At 74.3% G+C, this 18001-nt stretch carries 13 protein-coding genes and 1 riboswitch; of the genes, 6 read left to right on the plus strand and 7 right to left on the minus strand.

Features of this window, described 5'->3' with window-relative positions; genetic code table 11:
* The first annotated feature begins 170 nt into the window (after positions 1-170).
* Both O7623_RS05375 and O7623_RS05380 read left to right on the plus strand, forming a co-directional pair.
* Positions 171-4664, plus strand: coding sequence for an HAD-IC family P-type ATPase (locus tag O7623_RS05375; RefSeq protein WP_282227480.1), 4494 nt, complete (start codon positions 171-173; stop codon positions 4662-4664).
* The gene (locus O7623_RS05380) at positions 4645-5310 is read left to right on the plus strand and encodes a DUF1345 domain-containing protein (RefSeq protein WP_282227481.1); all 666 of its coding nucleotides are present in this window, start codon (positions 4645-4647) and stop codon (positions 5308-5310) included. The genes O7623_RS05375 and O7623_RS05380 overlap by 20 nt, the downstream gene beginning before the upstream one ends.
* Before the next feature lie 33 nt (positions 5311-5343).
* On the opposite strand, the gene O7623_RS05385 is transcribed toward O7623_RS05380, so the two are convergent.
* The 4 genes from O7623_RS05385 to O7623_RS05400 form a co-directional block, all read right to left on the minus strand.
* Positions 5344-5913 carry a hypothetical protein gene (locus tag O7623_RS05385; protein WP_282227482.1) on the minus strand — a complete coding sequence of 190 codons (570 nt, stop codon included), beginning with the start codon at positions 5911-5913 and terminating at the stop codon, positions 5344-5346.
* A 130-nt stretch (positions 5914-6043) separates the two neighbouring features.
* Positions 6044-7525, minus strand: a complete 1482-nt coding sequence (locus O7623_RS05390; RefSeq protein WP_282227483.1) for an NADH-quinone oxidoreductase subunit NuoF family protein — start codon at positions 7523-7525, stop codon at positions 6044-6046.
* Positions 7522-9204, minus strand: a complete 1683-nt coding sequence (locus O7623_RS05395) for a hypothetical protein (protein WP_282227484.1) — start codon at positions 9202-9204, stop codon at positions 7522-7524. Before O7623_RS05395 ends, O7623_RS05390 begins: the two co-directional genes overlap by 4 nt.
* 372 nt (positions 9205-9576) lie before the next feature.
* Positions 9577-10422, minus strand: a complete 846-nt coding sequence (locus tag O7623_RS05400; protein ID WP_282227485.1) for a hypothetical protein — start codon at positions 10420-10422, stop codon at positions 9577-9579.
* A 586-nt stretch (positions 10423-11008) separates the two neighbouring features.
* Between O7623_RS05400 and O7623_RS05405 the strand changes: the two genes are divergently transcribed.
* The 4 genes from O7623_RS05405 (at position 11009) to O7623_RS05420 (ending at position 14295) form a co-directional block, all read left to right on the plus strand.
* Positions 11009-11410, plus strand: a complete 402-nt coding sequence (locus O7623_RS05405) for a TIGR03618 family F420-dependent PPOX class oxidoreductase (RefSeq protein ID WP_282227486.1) — start codon at positions 11009-11011, stop codon at positions 11408-11410.
* Positions 11411-11537: 127 nt separating this feature from the next.
* Positions 11538-12767, plus strand: a complete 1230-nt coding sequence (gene cbiE / locus O7623_RS05410; RefSeq protein WP_282227487.1) for a precorrin-6y C5,15-methyltransferase (decarboxylating) subunit CbiE — start codon at positions 11538-11540, stop codon at positions 12765-12767.
* Positions 12764-13507: a precorrin-4 C(11)-methyltransferase gene (cobM, locus tag O7623_RS05415; protein ID WP_282227488.1), complete on the plus strand. Its 744-nt coding sequence runs from the start codon at positions 12764-12766 to the stop codon at positions 13505-13507. The genes cbiE and cobM overlap by 4 nt, the downstream gene beginning before the upstream one ends.
* The gene (locus tag O7623_RS05420; RefSeq protein ID WP_282227489.1) at positions 13504-14295 is read left to right on the plus strand and encodes a cobalt-precorrin-6A reductase; all 792 of its coding nucleotides are present in this window, start codon (positions 13504-13506) and stop codon (positions 14293-14295) included. The genes cobM and O7623_RS05420 overlap by 4 nt, the downstream gene beginning before the upstream one ends.
* On the opposite strand, the gene O7623_RS05425 is transcribed toward O7623_RS05420, so the two are convergent.
* From O7623_RS05425 to cobG, 3 genes are read right to left on the minus strand one after another with little or no spacing between them, the layout of a single operon-like run.
* Positions 14283-15806 (minus strand): precorrin-2 C(20)-methyltransferase, encoded by a 1524-nt coding sequence (locus O7623_RS05425; RefSeq protein WP_282227490.1) that lies wholly within the window; start codon positions 15804-15806, stop codon positions 14283-14285. The two genes, O7623_RS05420 and O7623_RS05425, sit on opposite strands and share 13 nt — an antisense overlap.
* On the minus strand, positions 15803-16441 hold the full coding sequence (locus tag O7623_RS05430; RefSeq protein WP_348775127.1) for a precorrin-8X methylmutase: 639 nt from the start codon (positions 16439-16441) through the stop codon (positions 15803-15805). Before O7623_RS05430 ends, O7623_RS05425 begins: the two co-directional genes overlap by 4 nt.
* Positions 16438-17709: a precorrin-3B synthase gene (gene cobG, locus O7623_RS05435; RefSeq protein WP_282227492.1), complete on the minus strand. Its 1272-nt coding sequence runs from the start codon at positions 17707-17709 to the stop codon at positions 16438-16440. The genes O7623_RS05430 and cobG overlap by 4 nt, the downstream gene beginning before the upstream one ends.
* 117 nt (positions 17710-17826) lie before the next feature.
* A riboswitch (cobalamin riboswitch) is annotated at positions 17827-17955 on the plus strand.
* Positions 17956-18001 lie beyond the last annotated feature (46 nt).

An 18001-nucleotide genomic window follows, 5' to 3' on the forward strand; every position in this document is an offset into this window, starting at 1 on the left:
GCGAGCATCTGATTACTTAAAGTGACCAGTTGGCCACTTCTCGAGCGGGCGGGACGTATCCAGAAAAGGAGAAAGTGCCTCGGATCCATCGCGGGCGGATCTACGGTGGGTAAGCGACAAAGACCATCACCGTCCTCCCCCCGGCGGGCAGCCATTGGGAGGTGACGCCCATGCTGGAGCGTCCGGCAGCCACCGTCAGGTCGGTACGGCGACACCGGATGGCGCACGCCCGGCATGCCTGGGCCTACGACGGCCACGCCCACTTGGAGGTCAGCACCGACGACCACGGCCAGGTCGTCGCCGACGTCGCGGAGCTGGAGCAGGCGCTGCAGAGCGTCAACGGGGTGCAGTGGGCGGCGTGGAACGGCGCCCTGTGCCGCATGGTGGTCCGGTTCGACCCCGACGTCCTCAGCGGCAGCCGGCTGATCGCCGCGCTCACCCGGGCGGAGCGGCAGGTCGCCCCGCAGGCCACCGGCACCACCCACGTAGACTCCGGCACCGGCAACATGGTCTCGCTTGCCGGTGACCTCATCGGCGCTGGCGTCGGCGCGCTCGGCAAGGTGCTCCGACTACCCGCGATGCCCAACGAGATCGCGGCGCTACCGGCGGCCTTCGAACACGTACCTCAGTTGCGGGCCTGGCTGCGCCGGACCCTCGGGCCGGTCGGGGCCGACCTGGGCCAGGCCCTGTTCAGCACCGCGGTGGCCGCCGCCTCCCAACGCCCACTGACCAGTCTCACCGACGCCGTGCTGCGGGCCTCGCTGATCGCCGAGGACGCCGCGTACCACGACGTGTGGGCGCGGCGGGTCCACGAACTGCATCCCGACGCCGACGCCAGCCGCGCCCCGGTGCTGCCGCCGCCGACCCGTCCCCGGCCGCTGCCCGACGGGCCGATCGAGCAGTACGCCCAACGGATGAGCACGATGACCCTGGTCGCCGCCGGCATCCTCACCATGCTGCCCGGCGGCCGGCAACGCGCCGCCCGGGTCACCGCCGTCGCCTCCCCCCGCAGCGCCCGCACCGGTCGCGACGCCTATGCCGGTCAGCTCGGCCGGACCCTGGCCAGGCACGGGGTGGTGGTCCGTGAGGCCGCCGCGTTACGACGCCTGGACCGCGTCAACACCGTGGTCGTCGACGCCTCGGTGCTGCTCACCGGCCGCACCTCGATCACCGCCGTGGTCACCGTCAGCGGCACCGAGGAGCAGGCCCGGCAGCAGGCGACGCGGCTGGTGGACGCCGGTGCGGGCCGTGGTACCGCCGGGTGCAACGACGGCTGGGCGCTGACCCCACCGCACCGGTTGCACCGTCCGGTGCCCGCCGACGCGCTGGACCGGGTCGGTGCCGGACCGTCGGGCGACGGCACGGCATCCGACGTCCTGGCGCTGACCCACGACGGCGAACTGATCGCCCTGGTCCGGGCGGAGGCGGAACTCGACCCGCAGGCCGAGGCGCTGACCACCGCCGCCCGCCGGGTCGGACGGTTGCTGATCGCCGGACGTGCCAGCGCCGGACGCAACCCGGCCGGCGGCTCCTCCGGCAGCGCCCTGGCCCGGCGCTGCCAGGCCGACGGCACCGTGGCCAGTGGCTCGAAACTGGCCGCCTCGGTGCGCACCCTGCAGCAGGCCGGCCACGGGGTGATCCTGGTGGCCGCCCGCAACGACGTGGCCCTGGCCGCCGCCGACTGCGGCATCGGGGTGATCCGTGCCGCCGCCCGCCGGCCCCCGTGGGGTGCCCACCTGATCTGCGCACCCGGACTGGAGACGGCCTGGCTGGTCCTGGAGGCCACCGCCCTGGCCCGCTCGGTGAGCGCCGCGAGCGCGCAGCGGGCCATGATCGGCTCGCTGGCCGCCGCCGCGCTCGGCGTGCTCGACGGTACGCAGCGTGGCGCCGCCCGGTCCCTGCTGATCGACAACGTGGCGGGACTGGTCAACCTCGCCCTCGGCCACCGCGCCGCCCGCGACCTGGGGCACCGGCCGACGCCCGCGCCGGCGACCGACACGCCGTGGCACACCATGCCGGTCGACGAGGTGTTCGACCGGCTCGACGCCGGTCCCGACGGGCTCAGTGAGGCGCAGGCCCGGCAGCGACGGGCCGAGCAGGGCGAGCGTACGGAGGCGGACACCACCCGCGGACTGTGGCAGGCCGCCGCCGAGGAACTCGACACCCCGCTGACCGGGCCGCTGGCCGCCGGCGCCGGCGTGTCGGCGATCACCGGATCCACGGTCGACGCCCTCATGGTGCTGTCAGTGATCATGGCCAACGCGTTGCTCGCCGGCGCCCAGGAGGTCACCGCCGGGCGGGCCCTGCGGCGGCTGCTCAGCGCCGGTGCGCTACGGGTACGGCTGCGACGCGGCGGCGAACAGCGCGTCGGACCGGCCGAGGAGCTGGTCGTCGGCGACCTCATCTGCCTGGAACCCGGTGACTCGGTGCCCGCGGACTGTCGGCTGGTCACGGCCAACGGCCTGGAGATGGACGAGTCCAACCTGACCGGTGAGTCGACCCCGGTCGCCAAGTCCGCCGACCGCACCGGTGCCGCCGATCTCGCCGACCGGACCAGCATGGTGTACGCCGCCACCACCGTCGCCGCCGGAACGGCGACCGCGGTCGTGGTCGCCACCGGCCGCGCGACCGAGGCGGGTCGCTCGACCGACCAGGTCCGCGACGAGGCACCGCGCGGCGGCGTTCAGGCCCGGCTGCGGCAGCTCGCCGCCGCCTCGGTGCCGACCGCGCTGGCCGCCGCCGCGGCGACCCTCGGCAGTGGCCTGCTGCGGGGCCGGCTCGGCGAATCGGTCGGTTCCTCGGTCGCGCTGGCGGTGGCCGCCATCCCCGAAGGGCTGCCGTTCGTCGCCACCGCCGCGCAACTGAGCGCCAGCAAGCGGCTGTCCCGCCACAACGTGCTGATCCGCGACCCCCGGGCGATGGAGGCACTCGGCCGGGTCGACGTGATCTGCTTCGACAAGACCGGAACCCTGACCCAGGGTGCGATCCAGCTGCAGGCCGTCTGCGACGGTCGACGCACCGAACCGGTGGACGCACTCGGCCACGGGCACCGGCACATCCTGGCGGCGGCGCTGCGGGCCACCCCGGTTCCGGACGGCGACCAGCGGCTGCCGCATCCGACCGACCAGGCCGTCGTCGACGGCGGACACCGGGCCGGGGTCGGCATCCGGGAGGGTGCCGACGGTTGGGAACTGCTGGCAGAGCTGCCGTTCGAACCGGGACGAGGCTTCCACGCGGTGCTCGGCTCCTGCCCGGACGGGGCGACGATCAGCGTCAAGGGCGCACCCGAGACCGTGCTGCCCCGGTGCGCGACCTGGCGCCGCGACGGGGAGGTGGTCCCGTTGGACGACACCGGCCGCCGCGAGATCGACGCCGCGATCGACCGGCTCGCCCGCGACGGGCTGCGGGTGCTGGCGGTGGCCGGCCGGACCGCGTCCGGCCGACGCGACCTCGACGACGACCGGGTCGGCCAACTCGAACTGCGGGGCCTGCTCGGGCTCGTCGACCCGCCCCGCGACAGCGCCGCCGCAGCGATCGGTCGGCTGCGCCAGGCCGGCATCGCCGTGGTGATGCTCACCGGCGACCATCCGAGCACGGCCGAGTCGATCGGCGCGCAGCTCGGCCTGCTCAACGGCAGCGCCGTGGTCACCGGGGCCGAGCTCGACGCGGCCGGTGCCGACGAGCTGGCCGATCTGGTGTCGCGTACGGCGGTCTTCGCCCGGGTCAGCCCGGCGCACAAGGTCGCCGTGGTGCGCGCGCTGCGTCAGGCCGGCCGGGTCGTCGCGGTCACCGGCGACGGCGCGAACGACGCCCCCGCGATCCAGCTCGCCGACGTCGGCATCGCGCTGGGCGACCACGGCACCAGCGCCGCCCGGCAGGCCGCCGACATGATCGTGGTGGACGGCCGGATCGAGAGCATCGCCGAAGGCGTGACCGAGGGCCGGGCGATGTGGATCTCGGTACGCGAGTCCCTCGCGCTGCTGCTCGGCGGGAACCTGGGCGAGATCCTCTTCTCCGTGCTGAGCTCACTGCTGTCCGGACAGCAGGCGCTCAACCCTCGGCAGATCCTGTTCGTCAACCTGATGACCGACCTGCTCCCGGCGATCACCGTCGCCGCCCGTCCGCCGCGCGGGCGTACCGCCGACGAGCTGGCCCGCGAGGGACCGGAGTCGTCACTGGGTGCGAGCCTGCACCGCGAAGTGGCCCGGCGGGCCGCGGCGACCGCGCTGGCCACCACCGGTGGCTGGCTGGCCGCCCGGTTCACCGGCACCCCCGCGCGGGCCAGCAGCGTGGCGCTCGCCAGCCTGGTCGCCGCGCAGCTGGCCCAGACCGCCGTCGCGGCCAAGGGTGACCCGATGGTGCTCGCCGCTGCCGGCGTCTCGATGGGCGCCCTCTTCGGGGTGGTGCAGACCCCGGTGGTCAGCCACTTCTTCGGCTGCCGCCCGCTGGGGCCGGTCGGCTGGTCCATCGTCGGTGGATCGGCGGCCGCTGGGGCCGCGTTGGGTCTGCTGCCGTTGGAACGCATCGACCAGCTCCGGCGTACCCGGTTGGGCCGGCTCACGGTCGACGTCGCCCGCCGCAGCCGCGACCTGCGGCCCCGCCGGACGGTCCGACCGGTCCGTCGGCTCACGCCGACCGGCGCCGATGCCCCGCAGCCGGTCTGAGCCGCGCCGGTCCGGGGCCCGGCACCCGCCCTGGCAACTGCTGGCGCTCGCCGGCCTCGGCGTCGGTGTGGCCGGCGGCGTGGCACTCACCGGGCCGACGTTGCTGGGGCCGCTGGTCGGCTGGGGCGTCACCGCCGGCGGATACCTGGCGTGGCGGTGGCCGGTGATCTGGCGCAGCGACGCCACGGCGACCGCCCGTGCGGTCGACCAGGTCGATCCCGGCCGGCTCCTTGCCGACGTGGTGCTGCTCGGTGCGGCGGTGGCCAGCCTGCTGGCGGTGGCGGCGCTGCTCGGCGCGCCGCAGGTGGGTCACGACCCGGCAGGCGTGCTGCACATCGGGGTGAGCGTGGGCACCGTGGTGCTGTCCTGGGCGGTCATCCACGAGGTGTTCACCGGACGCTACGCCCGCCTGTACTACGGCGGGAGTCAGGTCGGCGGCATCGACTTCCACACCGACGAGCCGCCCCGGTTCAGCGACTTCGCCTATCTGGCGTTCACCGTCGGCATGACGTTCCAGGTCTCCGATCCCCAGCTGACCAGCAGCGCGATGCGACGCAGCGTACTGGGCCACGCGATGTTGTCGTTCCTGTTCGGCGCGGTCATCCTCGCGGTGCTGATCAACCTCATCGGCAGCCTGGTGCGCTGAGGAGCACGGCGCGGACGGGGTGGTCGGCGACGCTCAGGCGGCCCGGCTGACCTGGCTCTCGAACCGCTTGCGCAAGGCGTCCGCGCGGCCCGGGTCGCTGAACCCCTTGAACGACTGCTCCACGAACTCCGCCGGCATCATCGCCTCGACCTGTGTGCGGAAGTCCTCGTCGAGAGCGGTGACGGTGATCTGCGGTGGGTCGGTCAGCCGCGCGACGATCGGACCGGCGTTCATCCGCGACAGCATGTACGGTGTGCCCGGCGTACCGGTGGCGCACAGGTAGTAGCCGTAGGCGGTCGCGGCACCGCTGGCAGTGGTTGGTTCGTCGATCTTCCAGATCTCGGCCGTGCACAGCATCCGCTCGTCCGGGTTCACCTCGTGGCCGTGCGCGGCGTGCTCGTCGCTGGTCGACTGCTCGATCGTCACCGCGATCCGCGCCGCCGCGTCCGCGCGCGCCTGGTCCTCGGTCAGCGTCGGCGCGGCCACGGCCGTCGAGTAGTAGAAACCGACGCCGAGCAGCGCCAGCGCCAGCGCCTCGGGCAGCAGCCACCAGGAGCCGGCTCGACGCCGCCGAACCAGCGATGAATCGACATCTCTCGACACCCCTGCAGTGTCGCAGGTGAGCGCCGGGAAGAAAAGCCGACGGCGGATGCGGAGACCGCTCGACGTGGCGCCCGCCTGCCGGATGCCCGGGCCCGGTCACCCCGGGGATCCGGGCATCCGACGTGGACCGTCAGTGGCCGCTCTTGCCCTCGCTGAGCCGCAACGCCAGCGCCGGACAGACGTTGACCGCCTTGCGGGCACCCGGCTCCAGCCACACCGGCACCGGGCTGGACGGAAAGGCCGGGTACCCGTTGGCGTCCAGCCGGATGTACTCGGGCACCACGTGTGCGCAGAGCCCATGGCCGTCGCAGCGGGTCCAGTCCACGCTCAGCCGTTTGGTGCCACCGGACGGCGCGTCCACCGGCAACGGCAGGACGCCCTTCACCGGCTTGCCGCAGCCGTCGCCACCGGCGTGCGCGGCGAGGTCCTCGGCGAAGACGTCCAGCGCGGAGATCGCGAACCGCGAGGTGCCGTCCGGATGGCTGCACGCCCCCCGGCCCTTGATCACACTCGCGGCGGCCCGGACCGCGTCGACCGCAGCGCTCCCGATGACCAGCGAGTCGATGGTGCGGGCCATGTCGGGTAGGCCGAGCCGGCACGGCCCACACTGGCCGGCGGACTCGCCCGCCATGTAGTGCACGACCCGGGCGACCTCGCCGAGCGGGCAGGTCCCCTCCCCCAGCGGAATGGTGATCCCGGCGCCGAGGGTGCCGCCCACCTTGGTGAACCCCTTGCGGGAGACCTCCACGGTGGCCACCGCCTCCGGCGTGATCCATTTGCCGTGGTACCCGCCGATGAGCAGGCCCGGTCCGACCGGTGCCTCACACAACTCCAGGATGTCGCGCAGCGGCGTGCCGGTCGGGCACTCCACCACTGCCGGCCGGGCGGCCGACCCGCCGATGGTCAGCAGTACCGTACCGGGCTCGTCGGGCAGGCCGACCGCGCAGTACTCGTAGGGGCCGAGCCTGGCGGCGACGGCCAACTGCGAGAAGGTCTCGGCGTTGGACAGCAGGGTGGGCAGGCCGGACACGCCGGAGTCGCTGGCCCGGACCTTGACCCCGGGCGGGATGTGCGGCAACCCGTTGATGCCGCGCACCAGCGCGCCACCTTCGCCGGAGATGAACCGGTGCGGCACCGTGACGATGCTGGTCGGCACCGGCATCCGCCGTTCTGCCAGGGCGGCCGACAGCGAGCCGCCGCCCACCCCGTCGTCGGCCACGCCGATGACGATCTCCTCGGCCTCCAGCGCGAACGCGGCGAGCGCGGCACCGTCGAGGATCAGGTGGGGGGCCCGGGTGAGCAGGACCTTGTCCTTCCAGCTGGCCGGCTCACCCTCGGTCGCGTTGACCACGACGACAACCGGCTTGTCCTGCTTGTCGGCCGAATCGACGACTGCTTTGACCTTGCGGTGGAACGGGAATCCGGCCCCGCCGCGGCCTTTGAGGTCGATCGCCTCACCGAGGCGCATCAGGTCGTTGACCGACAGTGGCCCCACACCTCCGTGCACCTCCTCGTGTGCCCGCAGGTCCAATCGACCGAACTCCTCGAACCCGGCGGTCAGCCGGGGCGGGCCGACGGTCGCGACGGGGGGAACGGTCGTCGTCGCCCTCAATTCGCCTCTCCTCGTAGCTGGGTCCAGTAGTCCTCGTCGGTGTCGTCGGCCGCACCGCGGCGACCACGGGTGCGGCGGCCGGCCGATTCGGCGGCTGCGGCCCGCTGGGCGCGGCGGGATGCCAGGTCGACCAGCGTCGGGGTGTCGTCACCCGGCGGGTAGTCGTCGATCTCCCGACCGACCGGCGCCTGCGCCTCGGCCCGCCGGCGGGCCGACCGGCTACGGGCCGGTTCGGCCGAGACCGGCCGGTCGTCGAAGCGGCCGCGCGGCCCGGCTCCGGAGACCGGACGGTCGTCGGCGAACCGGCTGCGCGCACCGGCTCCGGAGACCGGACGGTCGTCGGCGTACCGGCCCCGGGAGCCGACCGGCTCCTCCGGCGCCCGCCGGCTGTCGTAGCCACGGTCGTCGTAGTCGCGCTCGTCGTCGGCGTAGCGGCGACGGGCACTGTCCGGCTCGGCCTGGCGCCGCCGCTCGGCGTCGTCGCTGTAGCGCCGTCGCGACCCGGTGTCGTCGTCGGCGTACCGGCCCCGGCCGGCCGGTTCCTCGTCCCGCCGATCCCGGTCGACGGCGTCACCACGACCGGCCGCGCCACGGCGGGTGGCAGGCCGGTCCTCGGCGTACCGGCCGCGGCCGTTGTCCTCCTCGCGGGGTGCGTCGATCTGGCGGTACGCCCGGGTCTGCTCGGCCACCGACGACCGGGCAGCCGGCTGCGGCACCTCCGGTACCCGGTACCGGTCAGCCGAGCGGCTGGCCGGTCCGCGCCCGGCACCGGCCGGCGCCCACGAATCGATCATGTCGACCGGACGGTCACCGAAGGAGCCGAACCGAGCGGTCGCCGGTTCCAGGCTGACCCCCTCGTCCCGGCTACCCCGCCGGCGGCTCGACGAGGAGCGGGAGTCGTCGGCCATCTTGCCCACCGGCTTCATCGACGTCCCGGTGGCCTGCGACACGAACGGCTTCTTCTTGCCCACCCCGGTCGCGAAGCGGACCAGCAGCCCGATGACCACCATCAGGACACAACCCAGGTAGCTGAGCGTCACCCAGGTCGCCGGCGGCCGCCCGGCACCGAGGCCGTGGGTGATGCCGATCGGCCAGGCCACGTACGCACCACTGTGCAGCGCCCGCCACAGCCACGGCGGGCCGACTCCGACCCAGCGGGCCCGCGCCAGGCCGGTCCAGAGGATCGCGAACATCAGGTACGCCGCGAAGGTGCCGAGCCCGACGTAGACGGCCTGGCCACCACCGAGGAACGGGATGAACGCCCCCACCGCCGAGACGGCACCCGTGGTGATCTGGGTGACGATGTGCAGCACCAGGAAGACGATCGCCATGATCCCGGTGGTCCGGTGCGCCGACTGCAACAGCACCCGGTGCCGGGGCAGCAGCACGATGCGATCGGTCGCGGCCAGGCCGATCATCACGGTGAGACTCAGCGCCACCAGCGCGAAGACGCCACCGAAGAAGTCCAGGAAGAAGAACGTGTAGACGTAGGCCACCCGGCCCGCCGACGTGAGCATCGCCAGTGCCCAGAAGACCGCCAGGACCGATGCCGACAGAATCAGGACCGACAACCGCGACGGCTGCCGCCCGCCGGCGAGTTCGGGCCTGGGTCCGGCGGGTCGCTGGTTCTGGTTCGTCCGCGCCATGTGCTCCTCGATCTCCCGCTCGGTGCCACCCACACCTGCGGCGCTCCGCGCTGTGTGCCCGGATCGCCGTCAGTATCCTGCCCTCGGCTTGGCGCCGGGAGAAACCGTACCGCTTCCCGGTTGTTTCACCCGCTCCAGTGCCCGTCCCTCAGCATCTACGTACCGGAGGCGTCGGCGGATGAACGGTGCCGCAATTTGATTGCGGCCTGGCCGCTGCGTCGGAATCATCCCGCTAGTTCCCGGTCGGACCTTGCCGCCCGACGCTGCGGATATCACCCAAGGTGATTGCCGGGTCACCGATAATTTTCAGTGGAAATTAAGATGCCCCTCCGGTGCCGCGAGGAGTGCGGCACCGGAGGGGCCGGTTCCCGGGTGAGCGGCGGGAACCCGTTCGTGATGGTCGGTTCAGCCCTGTAGCTGGCAGGTCGCGAGCGACTCCAGGCCGACCGGCCGGGCACCCTGACGGCCGATCGAGATCGCGATCCGCTCCAACGCCGCCGTCCGCTTGTCCTCCAGTGGCCCGAGGATCGCGTTGTCGACGAAGTTCGGACCACCCTGACCCTGGCTGCTGACCAGCCGCGCGTTCGCCTCGTCGATCTGCGTCTGCAGCTGCTGCAGGTTCCGGTCCACCTCGGCCCGCGCCGCCGCCGGAACCGCCGGCAACCGGTCGGCCACGCTCGGGCAGACGATCGTGCCGGCACCGGTGTTGGCACCGTTACCGTTGTTGCCGTTGCCGTTGCCGGCGGGCGCCGCAGCCGTGGCGGGCGGTTCAGCGGCGGCACCCCCGCCGGCCGCCGATCCGGCTACCAGCTGGCAGGTCGCCAGCGACTCCAGGCCGACCGGCCGGGCACCCTGACGGCCGATCGAGATCGCGATCCGCTCCAACGCCGCCGTCCGCTTGTCCTCCAGTGGCCCGAGGATCGCGTTGTCGACGAAGTTCGGACCACCCTGACCCTGGCTGCTGACCAGCCGCGCGTTCGCCTCGTCGATCTGCGTCTGCAGCTGCTGCAGGTTCCGGTCCACCTCGGCCCGCGCCGCCGCCGGAACCGCCGGCAACCGGTCGGCCACGCTCGGGCAGACGATCGTACCGACGTCGGCCGAGCTGGAGGTGTCGGCCGACGCCAGGCCGAGCCCTGCCCCCATGATGACGGCGGCCAGACCGACCGTGCCGGCGATCTTCCAGCGCCGCGAGTTCAACGGCGAGGCAGCGTCCGGGTGGTCCACCTTGCGGCGGGGAGTACGGGAATACATGGGACTGACAACCCAACCCTTCTGGGGACAGCTGCCGGTAGCCGCGCCGCTCGATCGACGGCGTCCCGGGGGCCGTTCGGCCCGTGTCCGGATGACGCCCCGAGCGTGGGGTCACCGGACACTGTCGGAATGTTTCGGTGAGGCGTCGACGGTTTCCGCCGGGTCTCGACCATGCATACGGTGGTCCCACAGGGACGGTTCAACACCGCCCGGTGGATGTTGCGCGGATTTTCCCGCCGTCCCGATCGGGCGACACCCGGCCGATCGACACAGGCAAATCATCATGCGATCAGCGCCACACTCGGTCGACGGCGTCGCGGCGCGACAGGCGGCGGGGCGGTCAACCGGGGCAAGTAGGTGGGGCGACGCAGCCGACTCTTGCGGGAGACCGACGTTAAGGCGCGCCGCCCCGGCTGCACACCCTACTCCCGCACCCTGCGAAAAGGATCGCTGGACGCGCTGTAGCGGACTAGCAATTGCTTGGGCGACCAGCCGGTGGCCGTTGCGTCAGTGAGTCGTCACTCAGCGACGGGCCCCGCCGCGCCGCTACCGGACGACCGGGCTCGACGGTGCGACAATGCCGCTGATGAGCACACCGGAATCCTGGTTCAGCGACGCACTGGTCGACTTCTGGCGCGAGCGACATCTGTGCACGCTGACCACACTGCGCCGCGACGGCACCCCGCACGTCGTACCGGTCGGGGTGACCGTCGACCCGGACACCGGCACCGCCCGGGTGATCACCTCCGGCGGATCCCGCAAGGCCGCCCACGTGCGCGCTGGCGGAGCCGGCGGTGCCCGAGTGGCGGTGTGCCAGGTGGACGGGGCGCGGTGGTCGACGCTGGAAGGCATCGCCCGGGTCCACGACGACCCGCAGACCGTACGGGACGCGGAGCAGCGCTACGCCCAGCGGTACCGGGTGCCACGCCCCAACCCCCAACGGGTGGTGATCGTGATCACGATCACCCGACGGCTCGGCAACGTCTGAGGTCCCGGCGGGCCGCCAGCATCGGCTGGTCCCGCCCGGCACCGTCGGAGCCGGCAGCGGCCCGACGACCGTGACCGGCGACAGGGCGACTATCCCGGCAGCCGGGGCACCGGTTACGGTCGCAGCCATGCCACCCGCCGTCACGCCCGCCAGGATCACCGTCGTCGGCATCGGCGCCGACGGATGGGACGGGCTCTGCGGGGCCGGCCGGGCGGCGCTGCGCCGGGCCGACGTCCTCATGGGCAGCCGACGGCAGATCGACGCGGTGCCGCCACCGCACCGGCCGGCGACGACCGTCACCTGGCCCACCCCGCTGCTGACCCACCTGCCCCGGTTGCTCGACGAGCATCAGGGGCGCCGGCTCGTCGTGCTGGCCAGTGGCGACCCCATGCACTTCGGCATCGGCGCCACGCTGGTGCGACTCGTCGGTGCCGACCGGGTCCACGCGGTGCCGCACCCGTCGGCGGCCTCGCTGGCCTGCGCCCGTCTCGGCTGGCCGGTCGAGGAGACCGACGTGGTCAGCACCGTCGGACGCCCGGTACAGCTGCTGCACCCACGGGTGCAGCCCGACCGGCGGCTGCTGGTGCTCAGCGCCGGCCCGCACACCCCCGGCGAGGTGGCCGCGCTGCTCACCGCCCGCGGCTACGGCCCGAGCACCCTGACCCTGCTCGAACAGCTCGGCGGCCCCAGCGAACGGATCCGGGTCGGCACCGCAGCGGACTGGGCCGGCCCACAGGCCGATCCACTCAACGTGGTCGCCGTGCACTGCCGGGCCGCACCGGACGCGGCGACCCTGCCGACCGTGCCGGGACTGCCCGACGACGCCTACCAGCACGACGGTCAGCTGACCAAGCGGGAGGTCCGGGCGATCACCCTGGCCCGGCTGGCCCCGTCACCGGGACAGCTGCTCTGGGACATCGGTGCCGGCTCGGGCAGCATCGCCATCGAATGGGCCCGGGTGCACCCGCAATGCCGCGCGATCGCCGTCGAACGGCACCCTCGGCGCGCCGAGCGGATCACCAGCAACGCTGCCGCGCTCGGCGTACCAGGGGTGCGGGTCCTCGTCGCCGACGCCCCGGCCGCGCTGGCCGGACTACCGCCACCGGACGCGGTCTTCGTCGGCGGCGGGGTGACCGCCACCGGGCTGCTCGAATCCGCCTGGGCGGCGCTGCGGCCGGGTGGGCGGCTGGTCGCCAACGCGGTCACCATGGAGTCCGAGGTGCTCCTCGCCGACTGGTACGCCCGCCACGGCGGGGACCTCACCCGGATCGCGATCAGTCGGGCCGCGCCGGTCGGCGGCTTCACCGGTTGGCGCCCGGCGATGCCGGTCACCCAGTGGGTGGTGCACCGCCGATGACCGTCCACTTCGTCGGGGCCGGCCCCGGTGCCGCCGATCTGATCACCGTCCGTGGCCGCGAGGTCATCGCGACCAGCCCGGTCTGTCTGTACGCCGGCAGCCTCGTACCGACCGCACTGCTCGCCCACTGCCCAGCCGACGTCCGGCTGGTCGACACGGCCCGCCTGACCCTCGACGAGATCGTCACCGAGATGGTCGACGCGCACGCGGCCGGGCACGACGTGGCCCGGCTGCACTCCGGTGACCCGTCGGTGTTCAGCGCCGTCGCCGAGCAGATCCGCCGGTTGGCGGCGGCCGGGGTGCCGTACCGCATCGTGCCGGGGGTGCCGGCGTTCGCCGCCGCGGCCGCCGCGCTCGGCCGGGAGTTGACCGTTCCCGAGGTCGGGCAGACGGTGATCCTGACCCGCGTGTCGGCCAGGTCGACCCCGATGCCCCCCGGTGAGGAGCTGGCCGTCCTCGGCGCCAGCCGGGCGACCCTGGTGCTGCACCTGGCGGTGCAGCGGATCGACGCGGTCGTCGCCGACCTGGTGCCGCACTACGGCGCGGACTGTCCGGTGGCGGTGGTGGCGCGGGCCAGCCGGCCCGACGAGGTGGTGTTGCGCGGCACCCTGGCCGACATCGCCGCCGCCGTGCACGCCGCCGGCATCGTCCGTACCGCCGTGATCGTCGTCGGCGCGGTACTCACCGCCGCCGGTTTCCCCGACAGCCACCTGTACAGCGCCGACCGGTGCCGGCGGTGACCGGTCACCGGCCCGGCCCGGCCGGTGGTCCCCGGGTGCTCATTCTCGGCGGCACCACCCAGGCCCGTCAGCTCGCCGCCGCGTTGGCGGCCGACCCGGCGGCGCGGGTGGTGACCTCGCTGGCCGGTCGGGTCGCCCGGCCCCGGCTGCCGCACGGCGAGACCCGCGTCGGTGGCTTCGGCGGACCGGACGGGCTGGCCCGCTGGCTGCGGGTCGAACGCATTGGCGCGGTGGTGGACGCCACCCACCCGTTCGCCACCCGGATCTCCGCCTCGGCCGTGCGGGCCTGCGCGCGGACCCGCACGCCGCTGCTGGTGCTGCGCCGCCCCGGCTGGGTCGCCGGTGCGGGCGACGTCTGGCACCGGGTGCCGGACCTGGGCGCGGCCGCCGCCACCCTGCCCCGGCTGGGCACCCGGGCGATGCTCACCACCGGACGGCAGAGCCTGGCCGCCTTCGCCCCGCTGGCCGGGATCTTCTTCCTGATCCGTACGGTGGACCCGCCGCAGCCGCCGCTGCCGGCCGACCGGGTGCTGCTACTCGACCGTGGTCCGTACACGGTGGATGGTGAGCGGGCGCTGATGCGTACGCACGCCATCGACGTCCTGGTGACCAAGGACAGTGGCGGCGACGAGACGTACGCCAAACTGGTCGCCGCCCGCGAACTCGGACTGCCGGTGCTGATGGTCGACCGGGCCGCCGCGCCACCCGCGCCGACGGTCGCCGACGTCGAATCCGCCCTGACCTGGCTGGCCGACCTTCCCGCGGCGACCGGTGCTCAGCCCGGGTAGTGCCGTGGGGTGAACACCACCGGCGTCGCGGCTGTGCCATGGCTGACCTGGGTCGCCGACGAACCGACGATCAGCAGGGTCCGCATGTCGACCGTGGCCGGATCCAGATCGGCCAACGCCACCACGTCGACGCGTTCGCCCGGGCCGCCGACGTCGCGGCCCAGCACCACCGGGGTGTGCGCCGACCGGTGCTCCAGCAGCAGATCCCGGGCCCTGGCCAGCTGCCAGGTCCGGCTGCGCGACGCCGGGTTGTAGATCGCGATCACCAGATCGGCGCGGGCGGCGGCGAGCAGCCGCCGCTCGATCACCGGCCAGGGCTTGAGCCGGTCCGACAACGACAGCACGCAGTAGTCGTGCCCGAGTGGTGCCCCGACCCGGCTGGCCACCGCCTGGGCGGCGGTCACGCCGGGCAGCACCCGGACCGGTACGTCCTTCCAGCGGGGCTCGGCGGCGACCTCCAGCACCGCCGTGGCCATCGCGAACACCCCGGGATCGCCGGAGGAGACCACCGCGACCCGGGCGCCGTCGGCCGCCAACTGCAGCGCGTGCGCGGCCCGCTTGGCCTCGACCTGGTTGTCCGACGGATGCCGGCGTTGCCGGGGGTTGGCCGGCACCCGGTCCAGATACGGTCCGTAGCCGACCAGGTCGTCGGCGGCCGCGAGGGCGGCCTGGGCCTGCGGGGTGATCCAGTCCCGGCCGGCCGGTCCGAGGCCGACCACCACCACCTCGCCCCGGGCCGGCCGCTCCGGCTCGGCGGGGCTCGACGGGACGGTGCCGCCGCGTCGGCTGGCCAGCAGCGCGAGAGAGAAGTACGGCACCGTCGCCGGGTCGACGTCGGCCAGCGGCGCGACGCGTTGCCCACCGGTGCTGGCCCGCTCGACGTACCAGGCGTCGTCGAGGCGGCCGGCGGCGGTCAACGCGTCGCGGACCGCCGGGAAGGTCCGACCCAGCTTGAGTACGGCGGCCGCGTCGGTGTCGGCCAGCCGTCGGGTCAGTTCCCCGCCGTCGAGGGTGCCCGGCAGGACGGTCAGCACCTCGTCGGCCTCGACCAGCGGCCGGCCGAGCGCGGCGGCCGCCCCGCTCATCGAGGTGACCCCGGGCACCACCTCGGTCGGGTACCGGTCGGCCAGCCGCTTGTGCAGGTGCATGTAGGAGCCGTAGAACAGCGGGTCGCCCTCGGCGAGCACGACCACGGTCCGACCGGCGTCGAGGTGGGCGGCGAGCCGCCGGGCGCAGTCGGCGTAGAACTCGTCCAGCGCCGCCCGGTAGCCGCCGGGGTGGGTGCTGCGCTCGGTGGTCACCGGGTAGACCAGCGCCTCCTCGATCTGTCCGGCGCGCAGGTACGGCTCGGCGATGGACCGGGCGACGCTGCGGCCGTGCCGGGCGCTGTGGTGCACGATCACGTCGGCGGCGGTGATCAGTCGTGCCGCCTTCACGGTGACCAGTTCCGGGTCACCGGGGCCGACGCCCACGCCGTACAGTCGACCCGGTCCGTCGCGCCGCGTGCTCAATGCCCCACCTGTCCCTCGTCGTCGCTGGCGATCGCGTTGAGCGCGGCCGCGGCCATCGCGCTGCCGCCGCGCCGGCCCCGGACCACCAGGTGTTCCAGTCCACCGTGGTCGATCAGGGCCTGTTTGGACTCGGCCGCGCCGATGAAGCCGACCGGTACGCCGAGCACCGCCGCCGGCCGGCCGGCGCCGGCGTCGACCAGCTCCAGCAGCCGGAACAGCGCGGTCGGCGCGTTGCCGACGGCCACCACCGCGCCGTCGAGGTGGTCGACCCACAACTCGACGGCGGCGGCGCTGCGGGTGGTGCCGAGCTTGTCCGCCAGCGCGGGCACCCGGTGGTCGGTCAGGGTGCACAGCACCGGGTTGGCGGCCGGCAGCCGGCGTCGGGTGACCCCGGCGGCCACCATCGTGGCGTCACAGAGGATCGGCGCTCCGGCGCGCAGCGCTGCCCGGGCCGCCGCCACCACCTGCGGCGAGAAGACCAGGTCGTCGACCAGGTCGACCATCCCGCAGGCGTGGATCATCCGGACGGCGACCCGGGCCTGTTCGGCGGTGAGCCGGCTCAGATCGGCCTCGGCGCGGATGGTGGCGAACGACTGCCGGTAGATCTCGGCCCCGTCGCGGACGTGGTCCATCACGGCTCCTCGCGTGCGGTACGGACGGCGGCGGCCAGCGCCGCCCCTGGCGGGACGTGGACGGTGGGTCGGCCGGGCGCGCTCACCTGGTAGCCGTCGCCGGTGGCGAGCACCCGCAGCACCGGTCCCGCCGGGGTGCCGCAGCCGCGTTCGCAGCCGATCCAGTGCACCGGCAGGTACCCGCCGCCGCCGGTCGGGGTCGGCCGCGTGGCATGCGTCGCTGCCGCGTCGGCCCGCACGTCGGCCCGGGACCGGGCGCAGCCGGGCCGGCCCGCGCAGGCGGTGACACCGAGCCACGGCGACCCGGGTTCGGTGCCGAGGCCCGCGCGGTGCAGCCGGTGCGCCCAGCCCGGTGCGTCGGTGAGCCGGGGAAGCACCACCGCCCGCCACGGGGTGATCCGCAGCTGTGGGGCGGCGGCGGCGAGCAGGTCGGCCTGCGCGGCGGTGAGCCGGCCCAGCGGTACGGCGAGCGCGAGCGCGTGGTCACCGTCGGGGCGGCGCAGCACGCCCACCGGTGGTACGCCGGGCTGTCGCGGTGCCGGCGGCGGATCGGCCGCCAGCGTCCGGTGCACCCCCGGCGTGGTGGCGAGCGCCGCGACGATCCGGGCCAGTTCGGCAGCGGCCAGGTCACCGATGCGCCAGATCCTGCCGGCCACGGCCCGTCCGTCGGCGAGGAAGATCCGGGCGGCGGCGACCGCCACCCGGACCGCGTCGGTCGGCGCGGTCCGTAGGCCGTGGTCGACCCCGGCGAGCCAGATCCCGACCCGGCCGTCCGCGCGGGGCAGCAGGCCCACGTCGGGGCGCGCCGCGACGGTGGCGCCCCGGCCGTCGTCGACGGCGAACAGGAACCGGCCGGACAGCCGGGCCAGGTCCGGCTGTGCGCAGATCGCCGTGTCGAGGGCGCGGACCTGCGCCGCGACGTCCCACCGGGGAGTGCTGTCCACACCGGCAAGCGGAGCGCCGAGGATGTTGCGGGCCCGGTCGTGTCCGGGTGCGGGCAGCAGCCCGGCCGCGCTCAGCCTGCCGGCGAGTACCCCGGCTGCGTCGGCGGCCACCCCCCGCAACTGCAGGTTCGCCCGGCTGGTCAGCTCCAGGTGCCCGTCGCCGAGGTCACGGGCGGCTGCGGCCAGTGTGGTCAGCTGGCCGGTGGTGAGCAGCCCACCGGGGCAGCGGACCCGGGCCAGCAGACCGTCAGCGGCCGGATGCAGCTGCAGCGCTCCGGGGCAGGCGTCGGGGCCGCCCCGGACGGGCGGCGACGGCGAGGCGGGCACGCGGCGGATACTACGGGCTGCCACCGGCGGGCGACGCCCTCGCGGCGAATAGATCACACCTTGACGAAACGTCCACGGGTCGTGACAGTGGTCGGTAGCCAGCTGCGGCGGCACGTGGAGGAAGCCGGTGTGATTCCGGCGCGGTCCCGCCACTGTCACCGGGGAGCGGACCCCACCGACGGCCACGGCCCCGATCCACGGGGCGGGAAGGCCGGGGCGAGCCTCGATCCGGGAGCCAGGAGACTCCGGTCGCCGCGACCGACGACCCGGGGCGCGGACCCCGAGGGAGGAC

It is taken from the genome of Solwaraspora sp. WMMD791, assembly GCF_029581195.1.
Taxonomy (GTDB): domain Bacteria; phylum Actinomycetota; class Actinomycetes; order Mycobacteriales; family Micromonosporaceae; genus Micromonospora_E.